The sequence below is a fragment of the Variovorax sp. R-27 genome (genome assembly GCF_049913215.1).
Classification (GTDB): Bacteria; Pseudomonadota; Gammaproteobacteria; order Burkholderiales; family Burkholderiaceae_C; genus Variovorax.
On sequence record NZ_CP183984.1, the window covers coordinates 4,655,945 to 4,676,310 of the forward strand.

General features: G+C 67.1%; 22 protein-coding genes. 14 read left to right on the forward strand and 8 right to left on the reverse strand.

Annotated elements, in window-relative coordinates; translation table 11 throughout:
* Positions 1-13 precede the first annotated feature (13 nt).
* The gene (locus ACN9MV_RS21940) at positions 14-946 is read right to left on the reverse strand and encodes a LysR family transcriptional regulator (RefSeq protein ID WP_426389414.1); all 933 of its coding nucleotides are present in this window, start codon (positions 944-946) and stop codon (positions 14-16) included.
* Positions 947-1,261: 315 nt separating this feature from the next.
* On the opposite strand from ACN9MV_RS21940, the gene ACN9MV_RS21945 reads away from it, so the two are divergent.
* On the forward strand, positions 1,262-1,816 hold the full coding sequence (locus ACN9MV_RS21945; RefSeq protein ID WP_093051513.1) for a MarR family winged helix-turn-helix transcriptional regulator: 555 nt from the start codon (positions 1,262-1,264) through the stop codon (positions 1,814-1,816).
* On the opposite strand, the gene ACN9MV_RS21950 is transcribed toward ACN9MV_RS21945, so the two are convergent.
* Complete coding sequence (locus ACN9MV_RS21950) at positions 1,813-2,907, reverse strand: PA0069 family radical SAM protein (protein WP_093051516.1); 1,095 nt, start codon at positions 2,905-2,907, stop codon at positions 1,813-1,815. The genes ACN9MV_RS21945 and ACN9MV_RS21950 overlap by 4 nt on opposite strands.
* Positions 2,908-3,027: 120 nt before the next feature.
* Between ACN9MV_RS21950 and ACN9MV_RS21955 the strand changes: the two genes are divergently transcribed.
* The 6 genes from ACN9MV_RS21955 (at position 3,028) to ACN9MV_RS21980 (ending at position 7,156) form a co-directional block, all read left to right on the forward strand.
* The gene (locus tag ACN9MV_RS21955; protein ID WP_426389415.1) at positions 3,028-3,621 is read left to right on the forward strand and encodes a GbsR/MarR family transcriptional regulator; all 594 of its coding nucleotides are present in this window, start codon (positions 3,028-3,030) and stop codon (positions 3,619-3,621) included.
* Between the two features lie 61 nt (positions 3,622-3,682).
* Complete coding sequence (locus ACN9MV_RS21960) at positions 3,683-4,105, forward strand: thiol-disulfide oxidoreductase DCC family protein (protein ID WP_426389416.1); 423 nt, start codon at positions 3,683-3,685, stop codon at positions 4,103-4,105.
* Between the two features lie 35 nt (positions 4,106-4,140).
* Positions 4,141-5,097, forward strand: coding sequence for an SAM-dependent methyltransferase (locus ACN9MV_RS21965; RefSeq protein ID WP_426389417.1), 957 nt, complete (start codon positions 4,141-4,143; stop codon positions 5,095-5,097).
* A gap of 43 nt (positions 5,098-5,140) precedes the next feature.
* The gene (locus ACN9MV_RS21970; protein WP_426389418.1) at positions 5,141-6,175 is read left to right on the forward strand and encodes an SRPBCC domain-containing protein; all 1,035 of its coding nucleotides are present in this window, start codon (positions 5,141-5,143) and stop codon (positions 6,173-6,175) included.
* Positions 6,172-6,801, forward strand: a complete 630-nt coding sequence (locus ACN9MV_RS21975) for a DUF4166 domain-containing protein (protein ID WP_426389419.1) — start codon at positions 6,172-6,174, stop codon at positions 6,799-6,801. The genes ACN9MV_RS21970 and ACN9MV_RS21975 overlap by 4 nt, the downstream gene beginning before the upstream one ends.
* Before the next feature lie 7 nt (positions 6,802-6,808).
* On the forward strand, positions 6,809-7,156 hold the full coding sequence (locus ACN9MV_RS21980; RefSeq protein ID WP_093051535.1) for a DOPA 4,5-dioxygenase family protein: 348 nt from the start codon (positions 6,809-6,811) through the stop codon (positions 7,154-7,156).
* Here ACN9MV_RS21980 and ACN9MV_RS21985 read toward each other — a convergent pair.
* Together ACN9MV_RS21985 and ACN9MV_RS21990 are read right to left on the reverse strand one after the other, a co-directional pair.
* Complete coding sequence (locus ACN9MV_RS21985; protein ID WP_426389421.1) at positions 7,153-8,469, reverse strand: Rieske 2Fe-2S domain-containing protein; 1,317 nt, start codon at positions 8,467-8,469, stop codon at positions 7,153-7,155. The two genes, ACN9MV_RS21980 and ACN9MV_RS21985, sit on opposite strands and share 4 nt — an antisense overlap.
* A 21-nt stretch (positions 8,470-8,490) precedes the next feature.
* A complete protein-coding gene (locus ACN9MV_RS21990; protein WP_426389423.1) occupies positions 8,491-9,477 on the reverse strand; it encodes a Bug family tripartite tricarboxylate transporter substrate binding protein in 987 nt (328 codons plus the stop codon).
* A gap of 110 nt (positions 9,478-9,587) precedes the next feature.
* Between ACN9MV_RS21990 and ACN9MV_RS21995 the strand changes: the two genes are divergently transcribed.
* Positions 9,588-10,415: an IclR family transcriptional regulator domain-containing protein gene (locus ACN9MV_RS21995; RefSeq protein ID WP_307614971.1), complete on the forward strand. Its 828-nt coding sequence runs from the start codon at positions 9,588-9,590 to the stop codon at positions 10,413-10,415.
* A gap of 10 nt (positions 10,416-10,425) precedes the next feature.
* On the opposite strand, the gene ACN9MV_RS22000 is transcribed toward ACN9MV_RS21995, so the two are convergent.
* Positions 10,426-11,082, reverse strand: a complete 657-nt coding sequence (locus tag ACN9MV_RS22000; RefSeq protein ID WP_426389425.1) for a glutathione S-transferase — start codon at positions 11,080-11,082, stop codon at positions 10,426-10,428.
* Positions 11,083-11,163: 81 nt separating this feature from the next.
* Here ACN9MV_RS22000 and ACN9MV_RS22005 point away from each other — a divergent pair, with 81 nt between their 5' ends.
* On the forward strand, positions 11,164-12,384 hold the full coding sequence (locus tag ACN9MV_RS22005) for a polyhydroxyalkanoate depolymerase (RefSeq protein WP_354337771.1): 1,221 nt from the start codon (positions 11,164-11,166) through the stop codon (positions 12,382-12,384).
* Here ACN9MV_RS22005 and ACN9MV_RS22010 read toward each other — a convergent pair.
* Entirely contained in the window at positions 12,381-13,343 is a 963-nt protein-coding gene (locus tag ACN9MV_RS22010) for a LysR family transcriptional regulator (RefSeq protein ID WP_093176949.1), read from the reverse strand. The genes ACN9MV_RS22005 and ACN9MV_RS22010 overlap by 4 nt on opposite strands.
* Positions 13,344-13,429: 86 nt before the next feature.
* On the opposite strand from ACN9MV_RS22010, the gene ACN9MV_RS22015 reads away from it, so the two are divergent.
* The 3 genes from ACN9MV_RS22015 to ACN9MV_RS22025 are packed head-to-tail and all read left to right on the forward strand — an operon-like array spanning position 13,430 to position 16,612.
* Positions 13,430-14,530, forward strand: a complete 1,101-nt coding sequence (locus tag ACN9MV_RS22015) for an adenosine deaminase family protein (RefSeq protein WP_426389426.1) — start codon at positions 13,430-13,432, stop codon at positions 14,528-14,530.
* 8 nt (positions 14,531-14,538) lie between these two features.
* Positions 14,539-15,516, forward strand: a complete 978-nt coding sequence (locus ACN9MV_RS22020; protein WP_426389428.1) for a Bug family tripartite tricarboxylate transporter substrate binding protein — start codon at positions 14,539-14,541, stop codon at positions 15,514-15,516.
* A 19-nt stretch (positions 15,517-15,535) separates the two neighbouring features.
* Positions 15,536-16,612 (forward strand): nucleoside hydrolase, encoded by a 1,077-nt coding sequence (locus ACN9MV_RS22025; protein ID WP_176928726.1) that lies wholly within the window; start codon positions 15,536-15,538, stop codon positions 16,610-16,612.
* Positions 16,613-16,627: 15 nt separating this feature from the next.
* Here the strand turns inward: ACN9MV_RS22025 and ACN9MV_RS22030 are convergent, their stop codons facing one another.
* Positions 16,628-17,080: a CBS domain-containing protein gene (locus ACN9MV_RS22030; RefSeq protein ID WP_093051560.1), complete on the reverse strand. Its 453-nt coding sequence runs from the start codon at positions 17,078-17,080 to the stop codon at positions 16,628-16,630.
* Between the two features lie 164 nt (positions 17,081-17,244).
* Here ACN9MV_RS22030 and ACN9MV_RS22035 point away from each other — a divergent pair, with 164 nt between their 5' ends.
* Entirely contained in the window at positions 17,245-18,555 is a 1,311-nt protein-coding gene (locus ACN9MV_RS22035) for an O-acetylhomoserine aminocarboxypropyltransferase (RefSeq protein ID WP_093051563.1), read from the forward strand.
* A 1-nt stretch (position 18,556) separates the two neighbouring features.
* Complete coding sequence (locus tag ACN9MV_RS22040; protein ID WP_426389430.1) at positions 18,557-19,363, forward strand: alpha/beta fold hydrolase; 807 nt, start codon at positions 18,557-18,559, stop codon at positions 19,361-19,363.
* Positions 19,364-19,375: 12 nt separating this feature from the next.
* Here ACN9MV_RS22040 and ACN9MV_RS22045 read toward each other — a convergent pair whose 3' ends face one another.
* Entirely contained in the window at positions 19,376-20,365 is a 990-nt protein-coding gene (locus tag ACN9MV_RS22045) for a Bug family tripartite tricarboxylate transporter substrate binding protein (protein WP_093077824.1), read from the reverse strand.
* Position 20,366: the final 1 nt, after the last annotated feature.

Below are 20,366 nucleotides of genomic sequence, written 5' to 3' on the forward strand. Positions count from 1 at the left end.
ATTCACCAATGAATTACGAGATGTCAATTAATGCGGGGGACGACGGTGTCCACTCCTGCAGGCTGAGCTTTTCCACGGCCATGTCGACGAACGCCGAGACTGCCAGCGGCCGCTGCTGGCGGCTGGGGTAGACGACGCTCAAGCCGCGGCCCGCCCGCATGTATTGCGGCAGCACTGGCACCAGCCGGCCGGCGGCCACCTCCGCCGCCGTCAGGATCGACGGCAGCGCGACGATGCCAAGCCCGGCGCAAGCGGCCTCGCGCAGCGCCACTTGCATGTTGCTGGTGAAGGCCCCTCTCACCCGCACTTCTTCCTCCACGTCGTCAGGACCCTGGAGGCGCCAGATGGCGAGATTTCCGGTCTCCGGCGGCTGTGTCACGCACGCGTGCCTGCTCAATTCCTCCAGATCGGCGGGCGCACCATGCGCCGCCAGATAGGCAGGACTGGCAAGAAGCCCCCCGTAGCTTGCAAAGATCCTGCGGGCAACGTAGCTGGAGTCCGGCAGGGATCCGATGCGAAACGCGACGTCGATGCGGTCGGCAATGAGGTCGGCCGTGATATCGCTGAGAACAAAGTCGATTTGCACCAGGGGGTGCGCAGCGAGAAAGGCCGACACCCATTCCATTTCGAAGTATTCGAAGAAGCTGGCCGAGGCGGCCACCCGGATCACGCCGCTCGGCTCCTGGCTATCCGCGACGTGCGATTGACCGGCTTCGATCAGTTCCTCGACCGCCGGGCCGCATCGCTCATGAAAGGTCTGGCCCGCGCTCGTCAGCGTCAGCTTGCGGGTGGAGCGCTGCATCAGCCGGGTGCCCAGGCGCGCCTCGAGCTGCTGGATGCGCCGGCTCACCGTTGCCGATGGCATGCGCAGCTGCCGCGCGGCCTCGGCAAAGCTGCCGAGGCGCGCAACTTGCACGAACATTGCGACTTCGTTCAGGTCGAGCACGGATATTCTTTCTGTGAATGGCGGAAATACAATTCGCTCGCGGCGTTCGGATTTTTCAATTTCTCAATTGCTATCGATCGATAACTGAATTGCAATCACACGGTGCCATTCGGCACAGGCACGATTACATCGACACTGAGCAGAAGCTGACCAATTGACCTTGACGAGTGTTCAAAAAATAAAACCTGCATATCAATACTTACTCCGGCACTATTTATCCTTTGTTGCTTTGTTATAAACAGGCAGTCAATAGTTAATCTAATCAATCACTTGCCGCCAAAGCGGCTTGGCCACAGTTCTTCATTTCCGACTCGCATGCAAGCTTTTCCCAATGCAGATGCCTTGCGCGATCCGCGCTCCCTGGACGACCTGCTCCTGTACCGGCTGTCGCGCGCGGTGCGTGCCTGCAGCGGCATGGCAACCCGCCTGGTCGAAGGCGGCTTCGGCATCACGCATCGCGAGTGGGGAATGATCGGCATGCTCGCGCAGATCGGCGAGATCACCTCCTCCGCATTTGCCGAGCGCCTGCAGCTGGACCGTGTGCGCACTTCGCGCGGCCTGCGCAGCCTCAGCGAGAAGAAACTGGTGGAGCGGCGCCAGGATGCGCAGGACGGCCGCGAAGTGCACGTGCGCCTGAGCTCCACCGGCCGCGAGCTCTGCGACGCGCTGTTTCCGCGGGTCGCTCGCCTCAACATGGATCTTCTCGACGGCATCGACGCGGAGCACCTCGACATCTTTCTCGAGTGCCTGCACCGGCTCGAATTGCGCGGCAGGGAACTGAGCGCGCTGGGCGTGGTCCCGGAAAAAGCCGACCGCCGCTCGGGCGGCACGCGCCATCGATGGCCCGAGTGCGCGCCTGAGTACGGCTAGAACAAGTTGCCCTGCCCCGCAGCCCCAGGCGGCCGGAACGCGGTGACATCCAGCGGAATGCGCTCGCGGTTGTAGCCGAGGCGGTTCGTGGCCTTCTCGAAGCGCTGGTGGATCAGGTCGGCCCACAGGCCCGAGCCCTTCATGCGCGTGGCGAAGTCGGCGTCGTAGTCTTTGCCTCCGCGCATCTCGTGGATGCGCGCCATGATGCGGTCGGCACGCTGCGGGTAGTGCAGCATCAGCCATTCCTTGAAGAGCGGCGCCACCTCCCACGGCAGCCGCACCACCGTGTAGAAGGCGCTGCGCGCGCCGGCCTCCCAAGCGGCTTCGAGCACCTGCTCCATGTCTTCGGTGACGAAGGGAATCTGCGGCGCCACGCTCACGCCGACCGGCACGCCGGCGTCGGTCAGCGTGCGGATGGTGCGCAGCCGGCGATGCGGCGCGGCGGCGCGCGGCTCCAGCTTGCGGGCGAGTTCGCCGTCGAGCGTGGTCACGGTCACGTATACGGCCACCAGGTGGTCGGCCGCCATGGGCGCGATCAGGTCGAGGTCGCGCTCGATGGCGCTCGACTTGGTGACCAGCGCGAACGGATGCCGCGTTTCCTGCAGCAACTCGATGATCGAACGCGTGAGCCGCAGATCGCGCTCGATGGGCTGGTAGCAGTCGGTGGCGGTGCCGATGGCGATGTAGCTGGGCTTGTAACTCTTGCGCCCGAGCTCGGTGCGCAGCACCTCGACGATGTTGCGCTTGGCGATCAGCTTGGTCTCGAAGTCGAGTCCGGGCGAGAGATTCAGGTAGCTGTGCGTGGGCCGGGCGAAGCAGTAGATGCAGCCATGTTCGCAACCGCGGTACGGATTGAGCGATCGGTCGAAGTAGATGTCGGGCGAGTCGTTCCCGTTGAGCACCGACTTCACGTCTTCGAAGCGCACCTCGGTGGCAATGGGCTGGAGCTCATCGGCCTCGGCCACGCCTTCTTCGAGCGTGCCCCAGCCGTCGTCGAAGGCGTTGCGCTCGTCCTTCGAGAAGCGATGCGCGATATGCGTGGCCGCGCCGCGGCCCTTGATGGCGTGAATGGGGATCCGGGCAGCTGGCATGGCAACTCCTTCGAGGCTGGATTTACTGTTTATTCATACAGTATTCCACTGATTCACCGTTGTTGCCAGTTTTTAAATTTCTCTATTGACAGAAATTTCATAAATCCTAAACTCGACGCCATGGAACTCACCGACATTCAACGCAAGTTCGTCCTGCACTGGGGCGAAATGGGCTCCATGTGGGGCGTCAACCGCACCGTCTCGCAGATCCACGCCCTGCTCTTCGCGCACGGCAAACCGATGAACGCCGAGGAGCTGTGCGACACGCTCGGCGTCGCCCGCTCCAACATCAGCAACAGCCTGAAGGAGCTGCAGGCCTGGAATCTCGTGCGCGTAACCCACACGCTGGGCGACCGCCGCGATTATTTCGAGACCAGCGTCGACGTGTGGGAGCTGTTCCGCACCGTCGTGCGCGAACGCAAGGAACGCGAATTCGACCCCACCGTGCGCGTGCTGCGCGAACTGGTCTCCAGCCCCGACTTCCAGAAAGAACCGGCCGATGCACAGGACCGCATCCGCTCCACCATGGAACTCATGGACAAGCTCGCCACCTGGGCCGACGAAATGCTGCGGCTGTCGCCCGGCACGCTCGACAAGGTGATGACGCTGGGCGCGAGCGTGCAGAGGTTCGTGCGCGGCGATACCGCTGCATCCGGCAAGGACGGCAAGGACGAAGACCCGGACGCGCACCATGCCAGCCTGCCGATGATCTGAGCCCCCCTTTTTTTGCCCTTCAGTTTCTGTTTTGACAGAAATATCGAGAACCAAAAACAACATGAGCCACACCGCCCTTCCTGCCTACCCGCTCACGATCTACTTCGACGCAAGCTGCGCGATCTGCTCGGCCGAAATGGGCAGCCTCAAGGCGCGCGATGCGGCTGGCCGACTGCAACTGGTCGACTGCTCGCCAGTAGCGTTCAGCAGCGGCCCGGCTCCGCGCGACGCGCTGATGGCGGCCATCCACGTATTGGACGCCGAAGGCCGGGTGTTCGTCGGCGTGCCCGCGATCCGCATCTGCCGCACAGCTGTCGGCTTGTCGAGCGGCAGCTTCCTGCTCGACCTGCCGATCGTCGCGCCGCTGGCCGACCGCGCCTATGCATTGCTGGCCCGCAACCGCTACCGCATTCCGCGCTGGCTGGCCGCAAGGCTGGCCGGGCGTGTCGCGCCTTCCTGCGACGACGGCAACTGCCGCCTCTGAGAACCAACGAACAAGCAACCACCGAGGGAATCGCCATGCCCACCGTCTTCCAGCCCGACTTCCGCGTGCCGCACGAAACGCCCCTGCGCACCCCGGCAAGCCACGCCAGCGCGCCCATCACGACCGAGGACACGCAGGATTACTTCACCGAAGTAGCGACCGACTACAGCGCCTGGAGCCCCAGCTACAACATGCACTTCGGCTTCTGGCGCGCGGGCCTGAACCCGCTGCGGCGCGAAGGCATGCTGGTGGAGATGAACCGCGCGGTCGGCCGTGCGCTGCAGCTCGGCGACGCACAGCCCGGCACCGCGCACCGCCGCTGCGTGATCGACATGGGTTGCGGCGCCGGCGCCACCGCGCGCACGCTGGTCGGCGACGATCCGTCGCTCTACGCCATCACCGTGACCAACGTCGCCGTGCAGAACCGCATCGCCGCGAAGCTCGACGCCGCTGCTGGCGTGGCCGACCGCATGGCGCACCTCGAAGCCGACTACACGCGCACCGGCCTGCCCGCCGCGCAAGCCGATGGCGCGTGGGCCGTCGAGAGCGCCTGCTATGCCGACGGCACCGCCAAGGCGGACTTCATCCGCGAAGCCGCACGGCTGCTGAAGCCCGGCGCGCGGCTGGCTGTTGTCGACGGCTTTCTGCTGCGGCCCCAGCCCGGCCGCCTGGCAAGCTGGCTGCACCGCCTGTGGGCCGACAGCTGGGCCGTGCCCACGCTGGCCGTGCGCGAAGACTTCGTCGCCGCGCTGCGCGAGCACGGCTTCGACGACATCGAGGTGAAGTCGCTGCGCTGGCGCGTGGCGCCCAGCGCGCTGCACATCCCGGTGCTGGCCACCCGCTTCACGCTGGCCGAGCTCTGGAAGGCGCGCGGCAAGCTCAGCCCGTGGCGGCGCAAGCACATCGTGGCCAGCTACTGCGCGCTCGCGCTGGGCATGTTCTGGCGCGACTTCGACTACTGCATGGTGACGGCGAAGCGCCGCGCCGACTGACAGAACGAACAACACAAGCACAACGAGGAGAAGAGGTTTCCACATGAGCAACGACAACGAAGAAAGCAGGCTCTCCGAGCTCGCCCCCGCCGAGCAGGCCGAGCCCCGGCGCCGCATGCCCTTCGCATGGTTCTGGCCGATCCTGGCGGGCGCGCTCGTCGCGCTGGTGCTGCGTGTCGTCTTCAGCGGCGGGCCTGGCCAGCGCTTCTCCCCGATGCTCGGGTCGTTCGTGTACTTCGTGCCCGCCGTGTGCGGCGCGGTCACGGTCTACCTGGCCGAGCGCATCGAGCGGCGCAGCTGGGGCTACTACCTCTGGGCGCCCTGGGTGGCGACGGCGCTGTTCGTCACCGGCACGCTGGCGGTGTTCATCGAAGGCATCATCTGCGCCATCGTCATCATTCCGCTGTTCGCGGTGATGGGCAGCGTCGGCGGGCTCGCAATGGGCATCGTGTGCCGCATCACCAACTGGCCCAAGCCCGCGCTGTACAGCTTCGCCCTGATGCCGCTGCTGCTCGGCGGCATCGAGCCGCAACTGCCCAACCCGGACCAGTTCTCGAACACCTCGCGCACGCTCTTCATCGCCGCGCCGACCGAGCGCGTGTGGCACGAGCTCAATGCCGCGCGCGACATCCGCCCCGCCGAAGTCGGCGACGCATGGGCCTACCGCATCGGCGTGCCGATGCCGGTGTCTGGGGTGACCGTCGACACGCCCGAGGGCCGCGTGCGCCAGGTGCAGTGGCAGAAGAACGTGCACTTCGAAGAAATCGTCACCGAGTGGCAGCCCAACCGCCTGCTGAAGTGGCGCTTTCGCTTCTCGCCCGACTCCTTCCCCCCCGGTGCGCTCGACGACCACGTGATGATCGGCGGCCAGTATTTCGACCTGCGCGACGCCACCTACACGCTGACCCCGCGTGAGGGCGGCACCGAGCTGCGCGTAGAAGTGTCGTGGCGCCTGAGCACGCGCTTCAACTGGTATGCGGACCGGGTCATGCAGATGCTGCTCAATGACGCCTCGGAGAACATCCTGCGCTTCTACAAGGCGCGCAGCGAAGCCACGGCAACGGCGGCAGCAGGATGACGATGCAACCCGTCTTCCAGCAGGCGCTCGGCCCCGCGTGGGACCGGCTCGGCGACGTCATCCGCCGCCACTACACGATGACGCCGTTCTCCGGCGACTACGTGTGCGTGCGCGGAACGATGAACGAGGTCTGGCACGCCCCCTGGGCCGCGCTGCTGATGCCCTTCGGCCGGCTGTTCGGCGCGCTCGTTCCGCACCAGGGCACGAATGTGCCGATCGAGGTGCACTACCGCTGCCGCCCCGACGACGCCAATCTCTACTGGGACCGTATCTTTCACTTTCCGGGAAAGCCGCCTTTCCATTTCCGCTCGCACATGGAACACGATGCGAAGCAAGGCAGCGAGGTGATCGAATACGTGCGCTTCGGCATCGGCATGCGCCTGGCGGTGAGCGCAGAAGACGGCGCGGTGGTGTTCCGCGACATGGGCTACATCTGGCGCATCGCGGGGCTGCGCATTCCGCTGCCGCTCGGCCTCTTTCTCGGCACCGCCTATGTCGAGGAGCGGCCCGACCCCGCCGATGCCGACCACTTCACCATGAAGATGCTGCTGCGCCACCGCTGGTTCGGCGACGTGTTCCGCTACAGCGGGCGTTTTCACCTGGGCCCGCGGTTAGGGCCACAATGAGCGCACCATGCCACGCCGCCCCGAAAACCTTTACGCCCAGTACCACGCCCACGTCTATTTCGCGCCCGACACGGTGGCGCAGGCCCGCGCCCTCTGCGAGCGCGCGGGCCACGAGCTGATGGTGGTGGTCGGCCGCGTGCACGAGCGGCTGGTGGGGCCGCATCCGCACTGGAGCTGCCAGCTCGCCTTCGACGCCGCCGAGTTCGACCAAGTCATCGGCTGGCTCGACGCCAACCGCAACGGCCTCGACGTGTTCGTGCACGGCGTGACGGGCGACGACTTTGCCGACCACACAGCCCATGCCATGTGGCTCGGCGAAGAAAGCGCGCTCGACCTGCGGATGTTCCGCCACTAGGCCTTTTCTTCACCCCCGGCGCCGTGCACCTTGAAGAAGGTCGCGCCCTCGACCTTCTGGCCAATGGCCTTCTCATAGGCCGCGCGCACGTCCTCAGGCTGCCCGGCCTGGCCGAAGAAATCCTTCAGATACGGCCCCAGCAGCGGATGCGCGGCCAATTCGGCACGCGGCAAGCCGTTCAGCATCTCGTCGCGGCACGCTGACGGCAGGAACACATCGCGGTTCTTCTCGGGATCGCGGATCAGCCCCTTGGGCTCGTGCGCCGGGTCGGCCTGCATTGCCTCGAGTTCCTCGAAGAAGCGGCGGCGCATCATCACGATGCCCTTGTCGCTCTGGCCCAGCTTCTCGCGCGTGCGGTCGGTGATGGCGCCCTGCCCGACCCACACCACGAAGTCCTGGTTGGCCACATGACTGCTAATCCACCGCCCGGTGATCGGGTCCTTGATGGGCCCGTACCACGAAGGAATGCGCTCCTGCGCATAAGGCTCCTGCTCGCTCGGCACGCGGCTCAGCACCCACAGCACGCTGAGCGTGTGGTGGTCGTCGATGGGCACTCGCCATTCGAAGTGATGGCCGAGGAAGAAGCCGTTCGGCCACAGCGTGACGCGCCCGGTGGTCCACATCACGTTGTCTTCACGCTCGCCGCCGCGCAGGCGCTTGTAGACGAAGCCGTGCTCGAATTCCTCGAAGGCCAGCTTCAGGTGCGTGGGCACGTACGGCCCTTCTTCGCCCTGCAGGCGCGTGGTCCAGTTGTTGTGGGTCCACTCGAAGTGCACCGGGTCGATGGAGTTTTCCTGGCACTGGAACCAGTTGCACGGAATCTCCGCGAACACCGCCTGCGCAAAACCGTTCCTGCAGTTGAACAACTCCCAGTCGGGCAGCAGAGGCGCGGGCTGCGGGCCCATGTAGGCCCACAGCAGGCCGGCCTTCTCCTGCACCGGGTAGGCCTTGATCTTCGTGTTCTTGCGCATGCGCGCGCCGGGGTCCAGCGTTTCCTCGAAGGGCTGGTGCACGCATTGGCCGCTCTGGTCGTACTGCCAGCCGTGGTAGCTGCAGCGCAGGCCGCACTGCTCGACGTAGCCGTACGACATGTCGGCGTTGCGGTGCGGACAGCGGCGGTCGACCAGGCCGTAGTTGCCGCTCAGATCCTTGTAGAGCACCAGGTCCTCGCCGAGGATGCGCAGCGGCTTTACGGCCTTGTCGTCGAACTCGCTCGCACCGGCAATCGGGTGCCAGTAGCGGCGCAGGTAGTCGCCCATCGGCTTGCCGGGGCCAACTTCGGTCAGCAGGTGGTTCTTTTCTTCACTCAACATGCATCGTCTCCTTGCTCTTCTTCAATCGGCGCGGATGCCGAACTCGCGCACCAGCTTGCCGAAGCGCTGGTCGTCGTCTGCAATCTGCTGCGCCAGCACGGAGGGCGCGCCGCCCACGGGCTCGATGCCGAGCGCGGCCATCTTTGCCTGCACGTCGGGCATCTTCAGGATCTCGTTGAAGTGCTTGTTGAGCGCCTGCACAACGTCGGCCGGCATCGCCTTCGGGCCGAGCAACCCCATCCAGGCACTCACGTCCACGTCCTTGAAGCCCAGCTCGATGAAGGTGGGCACGTTGGGCATCAGCTTCGTTCGCTGGCGTTCCGCGACGGCGAGCGGAATCAGCTTGCCCGCGGCGATGTGGCCCGCCACGGCGCCGGGCGTGATCCAGCCCACGCTGACATGGCCGCCCAATGCATCGTTGACCACCGGCGCCACGCCGCGGTACGGCGCGTGCGTGGCCGCGATGCCCGCGTCCTTGTTGAGCAGTTCGCCCGCAATGTGCATCGGCGAACCGGCACCGGGCGTTCCGTAGGTCGTGGTCTTGCCGGCCTTCGCGCCGGCCACGAGCTGCGCCACGCTCTGGATGCCGGTCGACGGCGCGGTCACCAGCAGCAGCGGGATGTTTCCGGTCTTCACGATGGGCGTGAAGTCTTTCACCACGTCGTGCGCCACGCCGGGGCCGGTCTTCAGCACGTGCTGCGCAATGGGAAAGGTGCTGGGCGTGAAGAGCAGCGTGTAGCCGTCGGCCGGCGCCTTGGCGACCCAGACGTTGCCGATCATCCCGCTCGCGCCGGGCCGGTTGTCGACCAGCACCGGCTGGCCGATGCGCTGCGACAGCTTCTCGGCATAGGTGCGCGCGATGGCGTCGGTGTCGCCGCCGGCCGGGTAGGCCACGACGATGGTGATCGGCTTGGAGGGCCAGGCCTGCGCCATGGCCGCGGTGGCGACGCATAGCGAAAGAACGGCTGCTGCAGCGGCACGGACCGCGTTTCGCGGGTGAAACATCATGCTCTTTTCCTTCTCGGTGGGACGACGTTGGTGTCGTCCGCACTGTAGGAACGGGGCCTCGAAGCCAGAAGATATAGTTTCACTGAGTGAACTTTTTTCCGGAGGCCGGCATGTCGGACACCACAGGCGCGCAGAGCGTGAAAGCCATCGACGCGCTGCGCCGCGGGCTCGACGTGATGCTGGCCATCCAGCGCTCGTCGGCAGTCACGCTGCAGGAGCTGCACCGCCAGACCGGCCTGTCGAAGGCCACGCTGCTGCGCATCCTCAAGACGCTGCAGCAGGCGGGCTGGGCCGAGCGCAGCGAGCACGACAGGCGCTACGTGCCCACGTCGGCCACCGGGCAGTCGGGGCCTGCAATGGCATGGCGCACGCGCCTGTCAGCGCTGGCGGCGCCCGCGCGCGCCACGCTGCAGCGGGTGGTGCCGTGGCCCATCGACCTGGGCGTGCGTGACGGCACGGCCATGCTCATCCTCGACACCGACCGGCCGCGCAACGGCCTGGCCGTCAACTACCGTGCGCTGGGCTTTCGTCCGCCGATGCTGCTGTCTTCACTGGGGCGCTGCTATCTCTCGTTCTGCCCGGAAGACGAGCGACGCGAAATCCTCGCGGCGCTGGCGCGTTCGCCCAACGACTTCGACCGCACCGCGCGGCGGCCCGAGAACATCCGGCGCATGGTGGCGCACGCCCGCGACCTCGGCTACGTGGCGCGCGACCCGACCTCGACCAGCATGGATTCGCCCGACCGCTTCGGCGCGATCTCGGTGCCACTGCGCCAAGGCGAGCTGGTGGTGGGCTGCCTCAGCTGCGCCTGGCTGCCGGCGGTGAAGAGCGAGCGCGAGATCGTCTCGGCCCACCTGGCCGACCTGCAACAGGCCGCGCAGAACATCGAGCGCAAGCTGGCGCAGGCCGGCTTCGAGCCGCCCCCGGCGAGTTCATGAAGCGCGCTGCTCAGAACTCTGCGTCGAGCTCGTCGATCTCTTCCGGCTCCTGCTTCGCGGCCGTCACCCATTCCTTCATGGCCGGCAGTTCCATCACGCGCTTGCAGTAAGCCGCGCACACGTTGTCTAGCACCACGTCGTAGCTCAGGAAGCGCGTGACCACCGGCGCGTACATCGCGTCGGCCATGCCCGGCTGCTTGCCGAACAGGAAGGGGCCGCCGTACGCCTTGAGGCATTCGCGCCAGATGGCGACGATGCGGTCGATGTCGGCCTGCGCGCGCGACCACACCTTGAAGTTCTTGAAGTGGGCCTTGATGTTCATCGGCAGCGCGCCGCGCATCGAGCCGAAGCCCGAGTGCATCTCGCCGCAGATGGCGCGGCAATGGGCGCGGGCCGCCACGTCGTCCGGCAGCAGGCCGGCCTTGGGCTTGATCTCGTTGAGGTATTCGCCGATGGCCAGCGTGTCCCACACCTTCACGCTGCCGTGCTGCAGCGAAGGCACCAGCATCGACGAAGACAGCAGCAGCATCTCGGCCTTCATGGCCGGATCGTCGGGCGGAATGACCTTCTCGCTGAAGTCCAGCCCGGCCAGCCTGCACATCAGCCAGCCGCGCAGCGCCCACGCGCCGTAGTTCTTGCTGCTGATGGTGAGAACGGGTTTGGCCATCGTGAAGCTCCTTGGGCGTTGCGCTGTTGCGTGCAAGCGCCATGCCATGCGGTTGGCCCGCAACTTGCCTGCGAGGTATTCATGCTGTACCGGGCCTACCAGAACCAAGCCGACCTGCTCTCTCCGGCGCGGCTCGCGGCGCAGTACATGAGCAAGGCACTGTGGAAAGACGGCACGGAGCGCACCATATTGCGGCGCATGGCCGCCCAGTTCGAGGTGTTCTCGCGCATGCGGCTGACCCACACGCGGCCCGACTACGGCATACACAGCGTCATGGTCGACGGCGCGGAAGTGGCCGTGCACGAGGAGACGACCCTCGTTTCGCCCTTCGGCACCCTGCTGCATTTCCGCAAGGACACCGATGCGGTGCACCCGCCGGTGCTGCTGGCCGCACCACTGTCGGGCCATTTCGCCACGCTGCTGCGCGAAACCGTGCGCACCCTGCTGCGCGACCACGACGTGTACCTGACCGACTGGCACAACGCGCGCGACGTGCCGCTGTGGCACGGCGGCTTCGGCCTGGACGACTACACGCTGCAGCTCATCAGCTTCCTGGAGGCCGTGGGGCCGGGCGTGCACATGGTCGCGGTCTGCCAGCCCTGCGTGGCCGCGCTGGCGGCCACCGCGCTGATGGCCGAAGACGACAACCCCGCCACGCCGCGCAGCCTCACGCTGATGGCCGGCCCGGTCGATTGCCGCATCAACCCGACCGGCGTGAACACGCTGGCCACCAGCAAGCCCATCGAGTGGTTCAGGCGCAACCTCATCAGCCACGTGCCGTGGCCGCACGCCGGCATGATGCGGCGCGTGTACCCGGGCTTCCTGCAGCTCTCGGCCTTCATGAGCATGAACCCCGAGCGGCACAAGAAGCAGTTCGAGGACATGTACAGCCATCTGGTCGAGGGCGACATCGAGAAGGCCCGCACCATCGGCACCTTCTACGACGAGTACCTGGCCGTGAACGACCTGCCGGCCGAGTTTTACCTGGAGACCGTCGAACGAGTCTTCCAGACGTATGACCTGCCACGAGGCGTGCTCACCGTGGGCGACCGCACCGTGAACCCCGCCGCCATCCGCCGCACCGCGCTGCTGACGGTGGAAGGCGAGCGCGACGACATCTGCGCCGTGGGCCAGACGGTGGCGGCGCAAGACCTCTGCACGGGCATCCGGCCGTACCTCAAGACGCACCACCTGCAAGCCGGCGTGGGGCACTACGGGGTGTTCAGCGGCAGCAAGTGGAATGCGCAGATTTATCCGCGCGTGCGCGAGACGATCCACGCCGCGGCTGAACTGAACGGCTAGGACTGGCGCCGCGCGCGCACGCCCTTGCCGCTCACGCGCCGCACCGTCGCCTCGCCGGCCTGCGGCAGGCGCTCGCGCAGGAACGCGATCAGCTCTTGCGCCACCACGTTGCGCATCGGCCCCGGCAGGTAGGCCAGCACTACTCGGCGCTCGACGCGCGGCTTCAGCAGCGGCACCACCACCAGTTCGGGGTCGCGCAGCGACGAGGTGTACAGGCGCGGCATCAGGCCCAGCGCCTGCCCGCTGCGCACCAGCGCATAGAGCGTCTCGGAATAGCTCACACGGTACGGTTCCGGGCCCTGCGCGAACTGCGCGCGCGCCGGGTTGCCCAGCGCAGGCATGCTGCCGCGTTCGAACAGCACCAGTCGCTCCTTGCCGATGGCCTCCCACTGGGCATCGCCGGCCGCTGCCAGTGCGTGGTCGCGCCGCACCACCAGCACCAGCGGGTCACGGAACAGGTCGATGCAGGTCAACCCGCCCGGCGGCTCGGTGATGGCGGCCACCGCCATGTCGATCTGCCCGCTGCGCAGTTCGGCCAGCAGCGTGTTCGAGGGGGCATCGCGCCAGGCCAGCTCCACCTCGCGCTGCCCACTCTGCAAAAACTCGCTGGCAGCAGCCGCCACGCGCGCACTGGCCGAGGGAATCACGCCGATGCGCACGAAGGCGCGGCCGCGCTGCACCGTGCTTTCGATGTCGCGCAGCGCCACCTCGAAGGTATTGACCAGGAAGTCGGTGCGCGCCAGCACCTCGGCGCCCACTGGCGTGAGCTCCAGCCGGTGGGTGGAGCGCGTGAGCAGTTCGGCGCCGAGCAGCTTCTCCATCTGCTTGATGGCGTTGCTCAAGGCCGGCTGCGTGATGGCCAGCCGGCGCGCGGCGCGGCCGAACTGGCCTTCTTCCACCAGCACCGAGAAGAACTGCAGCTGGCGCAACGTGAGCGCACGCAGGGGCAAAGCGGCCATGAGCACTCCCGGTTATTAATTCAGTGAATCAAATTATAGAAATTCAAAATTTTCTTTATGAGAGCGCCGTTACTAGACTGGTCAGCATGACCAGCCCCACGCCTGCTCCCCACGCGCCCCTCACGCTGGAATCGATGCTCCGCGCCATGCCCAAGGCCGAGCTGCATTGCCACCTGTTCGGCACGGTGCGCCACGAAACCTTCAAGCAGCTCAACCTGCGCGCCGGCTCGCCGCTGGCAGCCGACGAGATCGAGGGCTTCTACACGCGCGGCGAAAAGCCGGTCGGCGTGCTGCGGGTGCTGCGCGCGCTCGACGCCCAGCTGGTGCGCAGCGCCGGCGACCTTTATCAGCTCACGCTCGAATACCTGCAGGACGCGGCCTCGCACAACGTGCGCTACGCCGAGTTCTTCTGGAACCCGACCGGCACGGTGCACGAGTCGGGCATTGCCTACCCACTCGCGCAAGGCGCCATCGTCCGCGCGATCCAGGACGCGCAACAAGAATTCGGCATCGTCGGCCGCCTCATCGCCGCCATCGACCGCGAAGCCAGGCCTGAGGCGGCCGTGGAGATGGTCGAGTGGGTCAAGGCGCATCGCTGCGAGGAGGTGATCGGCATCGGCATCGACTACCGCGAGGTCGACCGTCCGCCCGAACTGTTCACGCAGGCCTACGCCGATGCGAAGAAGGCGGGCCTGAAGACCACCGCGCACGCGGGCGAGTTCGGCATGCCCTGGACCAACGTGCGCACTGCGCTCGACGTGCTGCAGGTCGACCGCATCGACCACGGCTACACGGTGGTCGACCAGCCCGACTTCGCGCGCGAATGTGCTGATCGCGGCGTGATCTTCACGGTGGTGCCGACCAACTCGTACTACCTGCGCACGCTGCCGCCCGAGCGATGGGCCATCGACCACCCGATCCGCCGCATGCCCGGCCTGGGCCTGCGCATCCACCCCAACACCGACGACCCGACGCTGCACAAGGTCACGCCTACGCAGGCCTGGCTGATGATGGTGCGCGACTTCGGCTTCGGCCTGGACGACCTGCGCGGCTTCATGCACAACGGCCTGGACGGCGCGTGGATCGACGACACGCAGCGCTGCGCATGGCGCACGCAGTGGAGCGATGAATTCGACTCGCTGCGCGCCCGCCTCGATACCGAACCCGCCCCCACCACCCTCGAATGACCCACGCCATGAACACACCCCGCCGCCTGCTCCTTGCCGCCGCACTCTGCGCCGCGCTTCCCACCGCGGCATTCGCGCAGGCATGGCCCGCTGCCAAGCCCATCACGCTGATCGTTCCCTACACGGCCGGCGGCAGCGTGGACGTGAATGCGCGCCTGGTCGCGCAGCGCCTCGGAGAGCGGCTCAAGCAGTCGGTCGTCATCGAGAACGTGAGCGGTGCGGGCGGCGCCATCGGCGTTGCCAAGGCCGTAAACGCCACGCCCGACGGCTACACGCTGGTGGTGGGGCCCGACAGCGCCATCGCCATCGGCAAGCTGGTCAACCCCACGGCCTTCCGCTTCGATCCGCTGAAAGACCTGGCGCCGGTCGGCCTGCTCAACACCGCGCCGATGGTGCTGGTGGCGCGCCCCGGCCTCGAGGCCCAGACCTTCTCCGACTTCGTGAAGCTCGCGAAGGCCAAGCCCGGCAAATACAACTACGCGACCTCGGGCGTGGGCACGGTGCTGCAACTGGCCATGGAACTGCTGAAGGAACGCAGCGGCATCTTCGTCACGCACGTGCCCTACCGCGGCGGCGCGCAGATTGCCACCGACGTGATCGGCGACCAGGTCGACCTGGCGATGCTGGTGAGCACCAGCGCCATTCCGCACGTGAACGGAAAGCGGCTGAAGGCGCTCGGCATCACCAGCAGCAAGCGGCTGGCCGCGCTGCCCAACGTGCCTACCTTCGACGAGATGCCCGGCCTCAAGGGCTTCGACATGGTGAGCTGGACCGGCATCTTCGCGCCTGCGAAAACGCCGCCGGCCGTGGTCGCGCAGATCAACCACGAGCTCAACGCGGTGCTGCAGGAAGAAGGCGTGCGCAGCAAGCTGATGGAGCAAGGCGCGCTGCCGGGCAGCGGCACGCCGGAGAGCTTCGCGAAGTTCGTGCAGACGGAGTACGCGCGCAACCAGAAGATCGTGCAGACGGCCAACATCAAGGAGTGAGCGCGTGAAGACGACGCCCATGCTGTCCCGCCGCGCCCTGCTGGGCGTGTCCGCCGCCGGCCTTGCAGGCATGGCCTTCGCGCAGAGCCCCAGCCCCGCCGAACTGGCACAGGCGCTTGCCGGCACGCCCGCCACGCGGTTGCCGCCCGTGGCAGGCAAGCGCCAGGTCATCATCGACACCGACCCCGGCCAGGACGATGCCATCGCGCTGCTGATGGCCATGGCCGCGACCGACCGGCTCGACATCAAGGCGCTGACGGTGAGCGTGGGCAACCTGCCGCTGACGGTGACAGAGAAGAACGCGCGCATCGTGCGCGACTGGGCAGGCCGGCCCGAGATTCCGGTCTACGCCGGCTACCCGCGCCCGCTGGTGCGCGAACCCATCTTTGCCGATGACGTGCACGGCAAGACCGGCATGGAAGGCCCGACGCTGCACGAGCCGCGCGGACCGCTGATGCCCACGCACGCGGTGCAGTACCTCATCGACACGCTGCGCGCCGCAGCGCCGAAAAGCATCACGCTCGTGGGCCTGGGGCCGCTGACCAACTTCGCGGCGGCGCTCAACTCGGCGCCCGACATCAAGCCCGCCATTGCCGAGATCGTGGTGATGGACGGCTCCTGGGGCGTGGGCGGCAACATCACGCCCGCCGCCACCTTCAATGTGTACGCAGACCCCGAGGCGGCATCGATCGTGTTCCGCAGCGGCGTGCCCGTCACGGCCATGTCGCACGACGCGGCGCGCCGCGTGCTGCTGACGCCCGAGCGCATCGGGCCCTTCCGCACCATGGGCAACAACGCCGGCAAGGTGGTAGCGGATATCTTCGATTCGATGATGGCGTACGGCCAGCGCCGCCGGGGCGTGGCGGTCGGGCCGATCTACGACCCGTGCGTGATCGCGTATCTGCTGAAGCCCGAACTCTTCAAGGGCGCGAAGGTGAGCGTCGATGTGGAAACCAAGGGCGAGTTCACGACCGGCGCGACGGTGGTCGACTTTCGCGGCTACAACCGCCGCACGCCCAATACGCTGTGGATCAGCGAGGCCGACACCGAAGGCTTCTACGCGCTGCTGCGCGCGCAGATCGCGCGGCTGCCCTGAACGGGCTGGCCGGGATCAACCGGCCTTTTCGTCTTCCGCCGGCCAGTCGCGGATGTAGGCCTTGAGCATCTTGTTCTCGAAGTTCTGGCTGTCCACCACGGCCTTGGCCACGTCGTAGAAGCTGATCACGCCCATCAGCATGCGCTTGTCCATCACAGGCATGTAGCGCGCGTGGCGCTCCAGCATGATGCGGCGGATTTCGTCGAGGTCGGTTTCCAGCGTGCAGGTGACGGGGGCGTCGTCCATGGCCTTGCGGACCAGCGTGGTGCCGACCTGGCCGCCGTTGCCGACGATGGCCACGATGACTTCCCGGAAGGTGAGCATGCCGACCAGGTCGCCGTGCTCCATGACCACCAGCGAACCGATGTCCTTTTCCGCCATGGTGTTGGCGGCTTCTGCCAGCAGGTCGTCTGGCGTGATGGTGAAGAGCGTATTGCCCTTGACGCGAAGGATGTCGCTGACTTTCATCGTGTGCTCCTCTCGGACTCAATCTCGGCTATCTAGGCGGGCGTGCCGTTTTTGAATATAGCCCACAATCGACGCCGACCTGAGCGCCCATGTCGCGGACGCATGAATTGCATACGTAACGGGGCATTGCCAGGAGACAACTGCTCAGACCCAGAAAGGCCCTCATGCCCGGTTATTCCGACCCCGGTTTCGACACCCTCGCGCTGCACGCCGGCGCCGCGCCCGACCCCGCCACTGGCGCACGGGCGGTGCCGATCCACCTGACCACTTCCTTCGTCTTCGAGTCGAGCGACCACGCGGCGGCCCTGTTCAACCTGGAGCGCGCGGGCCACGTGTACTCGCGCATCAGCAACCCGACCAATGCGGTGCTGGAGCAGCGCGTGTCTGCGCTCGAAGGCGGCATCGGCGCCATCGCCACCGCCAGCGGGCAGGCGGCGCTGCACCTGTCGGTGGCCACGCTGATGGGCGCTGGCTCGCATATCGTGGCCAGCACAGCCCTGTACGGCGGCTCGCAGAACCTGCTGCACTACACGATGCGGCGCTTCGGCATCGACACCACCTTCGTGAAGCCCGGCGACCTCGACGGCTGGCGCGCCGCGGTACGCCCCGAGACCAAGCTGTTCTTCGGCGAGACCGTGGGCAACCCCGGGCTCGACGTGCTCGACATTCCGGCCGTGAGCGACATCGCCCACGAGGCCGGCGTACCGCTGCTGGTCGACTCGACCCTCACCTCGCCCTACCTGATCAAGCCCTTCGACTGGGGCGCCGACCTGGTCTATCACTCGGCCACCAAGTTCCTGTCGGGCCACGGCACCGTCATTGGTGGCGTGGTGGTCGACGGCGGCAGCTTCGACTGGGAAAAGTCCGGCAAATTCGCCGAGCTGACCCAGGCCTACGACGGCTTCCACAACATGGTGTTCAGCGAGGAAAGCACCGTCGGCGCCTTCCTGCTTCGCGCCCGCCGCGAGGGTCTGCGCGACTTCGGCGCCTCGATGAGCCCGCACACGGCCTGGCTGATCCTGCAGGGCATCGAGACGCTGCCGCTGCGCATGGAGCGGCACATCGACAACACGCAGAAGGTGGTCGAGTTCCTGTCCACCCACCCGTTCGTGTCGCGCGTGGGACATCCGCTGATCGAATCGCACCCGAGCCACGTGCTCGCGCAGAAGCTGCTGCGCCATGGCGCGCGCGGCGCGGGCGCGGTGTTCAGCTTCGACATCAAGGGCAGCCGCGCGCAGGGCAAGGCTTTCATCGAGGCGCTGAAGCTCTTCAGCCACCTGGCCAACGTGGGCGACTGCCGCAGCCTGGTGATCCACCCTGCGAGCACCACGCACTTCCGCATGACCGACGAGGCGCTGGCGGGTGCGGGCATCTCGCAAGGCACGATTCGCCTGTCGATCGGGCTCGAAGACCCGGCCGACCTGATCGACGACCTGAAGCGTGCCCTGAAGGCCGCGGAAAAGGCGGGCGCCTGACATGAACTACACCGTCAACGGCCACACCACCTACTGCTACACCGGCGGCAAGCCCTTCGATGCGGCCAAGCCAACCGTAGTGCTCATCCACGGCGTGCTCAACGACCACAGCGTGTGGATCCTGCAAAGCCGCTGGTTTGCCAACCACGGCTGGAACGTGCTCGCAGTCGACCTGCCCGGCCATTGCAAGAGCGAAGGCCCGCCACCCGCCAGCGTGGAGGACGCGGCGCAGTTCGTCATTGCGCTGCTCGACGCGGCCGGCGTGCAGAAGGCCGCACTGGTCGGCCACAGCTTCGGCTCGCTGATCGCACTCGAAACGGCTTCGCGCGCACCCGACCGCATCACGCACCTCGCGATGGTCGGCACGGCCTACCCGATGGTGGTGTCGCCCGCGCTGCTCGAAAGCTCGGTGAGCGACCCGCAGCGCGCCATCGCCATGGTCAACACCTTCTCGCACTCGCTGCTGGCGCCGCCGCCCTCCTCGCTCGGGCCGGGCACCTGGCTCTACGGCAGCTCGCGCGCGCTGATGCGCCGCGTGCTCGCGAGCAACCGCGATGCGAACGTGTTCCACATCGGCTTCAAGGCCTGCAACGACTACGCCAACGGCGAGGCCGCGATGGAGAAAGTGCAGTGCCCGGTGCTGTTCCTGCTCGGCGACGCCGACCAGATGACGCCGCCGCGCGCCACCAAGGCGCTGGTGGGCAAGGCGCGCAACGCCAAGGTGGTGACAGTGCATGCCGGCCACTCGCTGATGAGCGAGGCGCCCGACGAGGTGCTGTTCGCGCTGCGCGACTTCGCGGCTGCCTGAGCAGGCACGCTCTTATTCCGCTGCGATGCCCGCGCGGTGCGCCAGGGCACGGTAGCGCGAGATCTCGCCTTCCATCTGCGTACGGAACGCCGCCGCGCCAATCGCCACCGGCTCCATGCCCTGCGCGCGCAGTTGCGCCTGCAGCGCAGGGTTGCCCATGGTCGCTGTGACCGCGCGGGCGAGCTTCTCGATCACCGGCGCCGGGGTGCGCGCTGGCGCGGCAAAGCCATACCAGGCATCGAAGGTGGCGTCGGGCAGCCCCTGCTCGGCCAGCGTGCGCACTTCGGGCAGCATGCTGGAGCGGGTCGCACCCACGATGCCGAGCGCACGCAGCTTGCCCGAGCGCACATGCGGCGCCACGGCGGCCACGGTGTCGATGCCGATCTCGATCTCGCCGCCGATCACCGCCATCGAACTCTGGCTGCTGCCCTTGTACGGAATGTCCTGAAGCTGGATGCCGGCGGCCAGCGCGAGCAGTTCGCCGGCCAGGTGCGGGCCCGAACCCGAGCCGAAGGTGGCGTAGCGGATGCTCTTCGGCTTGGCCTTGGCCGCGGCGATGAGCTCGGGCATCGAGTGCCACGGCGTGCCCTTGCCGACCACCAGCACCAGCGGCGTGCGCGCCACGATGGCGATGGGCGCCAGGTCGCGCACCGGGTCGTACGGCAGCTTGGCGCGCAGGGCCGGGTTCACGCTGTAGCTGGTAGAGCCCGAGAGCAGCAGCGTGTAGCCGTCAGGCGCGGCCTTGGCGACCGCATCGGTGCCGATGATGGTGGAGGCGCCGGGCTTGTTGTCGACCACGATGGGCTGGCCGAGGTGCTCCGACAGCGTCTGCCCCATTGCCCGCGCCACGATGTCGGTGCCGCCGCCCGGCGGAAAGGGCACGACCAGCCTGACCGGCCGATCGGGCCATGCGCTCTGCGCGAAGGCGGGTGCCTGGGCGCCCAGGACGGCGGAAGCGGAAAGCAGCAGGCCGAAGGCGCGACGGGAAATGACGAGGTTCATG

Coding starts and splice junctions, on each gene's coding strand:
- ACN9MV_RS21965 (WP_426389417.1), top strand. CDS start 4,141: ATGCCCACCGTCTTCCAGCCCGACTTCCGCGTGCCGCACGAAACGCCC.
- ACN9MV_RS21995 (WP_307614971.1), top strand. CDS start 9,588: ATGTCGGACACCACAGGCGCGCAGAGCGTGAAAGCCATCGACGCGCTG.
- ACN9MV_RS22015 (WP_426389426.1), top strand. CDS start 13,430: ATGACCAGCCCCACGCCTGCTCCCCACGCGCCCCTCACGCTGGAATCG.
- ACN9MV_RS21990 (WP_426389423.1), bottom strand. CDS start 9,477: ATGATGTTTCACCCGCGAAACGCGGTCCGTGCCGCTGCAGCAGCCGTT.
- ACN9MV_RS21950 (WP_093051516.1), bottom strand. CDS start 2,907: ATGCCAGCTGCCCGGATCCCCATTCACGCCATCAAGGGCCGCGGCGCG.
- ACN9MV_RS21970 (WP_426389418.1), top strand. CDS start 5,141: ATGAGCAACGACAACGAAGAAAGCAGGCTCTCCGAGCTCGCCCCCGCC.
- ACN9MV_RS22035 (WP_093051563.1), top strand. CDS start 17,245: ATGCCCGGTTATTCCGACCCCGGTTTCGACACCCTCGCGCTGCACGCC.
- ACN9MV_RS22030 (WP_093051560.1), bottom strand. CDS start 17,080: ATGAAAGTCAGCGACATCCTTCGCGTCAAGGGCAATACGCTCTTCACC.
- ACN9MV_RS21985 (WP_426389421.1), bottom strand. CDS start 8,469: ATGTTGAGTGAAGAAAAGAACCACCTGCTGACCGAAGTTGGCCCCGGC.
- ACN9MV_RS22045 (WP_093077824.1), bottom strand. CDS start 20,365: ATGAACCTCGTCATTTCCCGTCGCGCCTTCGGCCTGCTGCTTTCCGCT.
- ACN9MV_RS22025 (WP_176928726.1), top strand. CDS start 15,536: ATGCTGTCCCGCCGCGCCCTGCTGGGCGTGTCCGCCGCCGGCCTTGCA.
- ACN9MV_RS21975 (WP_426389419.1), top strand. CDS start 6,172: ATGACGATGCAACCCGTCTTCCAGCAGGCGCTCGGCCCCGCGTGGGAC.
- ACN9MV_RS22010 (WP_093176949.1), bottom strand. CDS start 13,343: ATGGCCGCTTTGCCCCTGCGTGCGCTCACGTTGCGCCAGCTGCAGTTC.
- ACN9MV_RS21955 (WP_426389415.1), top strand. CDS start 3,028: ATGGAACTCACCGACATTCAACGCAAGTTCGTCCTGCACTGGGGCGAA.
- ACN9MV_RS21960 (WP_426389416.1), top strand. CDS start 3,683: ATGAGCCACACCGCCCTTCCTGCCTACCCGCTCACGATCTACTTCGAC.
- ACN9MV_RS22000 (WP_426389425.1), bottom strand. CDS start 11,082: ATGGCCAAACCCGTTCTCACCATCAGCAGCAAGAACTACGGCGCGTGG.
- ACN9MV_RS21980 (WP_093051535.1), top strand. CDS start 6,809: ATGCCACGCCGCCCCGAAAACCTTTACGCCCAGTACCACGCCCACGTC.
- ACN9MV_RS22020 (WP_426389428.1), top strand. CDS start 14,539: ATGAACACACCCCGCCGCCTGCTCCTTGCCGCCGCACTCTGCGCCGCG.
- ACN9MV_RS22005 (WP_354337771.1), top strand. CDS start 11,164: ATGCTGTACCGGGCCTACCAGAACCAAGCCGACCTGCTCTCTCCGGCG.
- ACN9MV_RS22040 (WP_426389430.1), top strand. CDS start 18,557: ATGAACTACACCGTCAACGGCCACACCACCTACTGCTACACCGGCGGC.
- ACN9MV_RS21945 (WP_093051513.1), top strand. CDS start 1,262: ATGCAAGCTTTTCCCAATGCAGATGCCTTGCGCGATCCGCGCTCCCTG.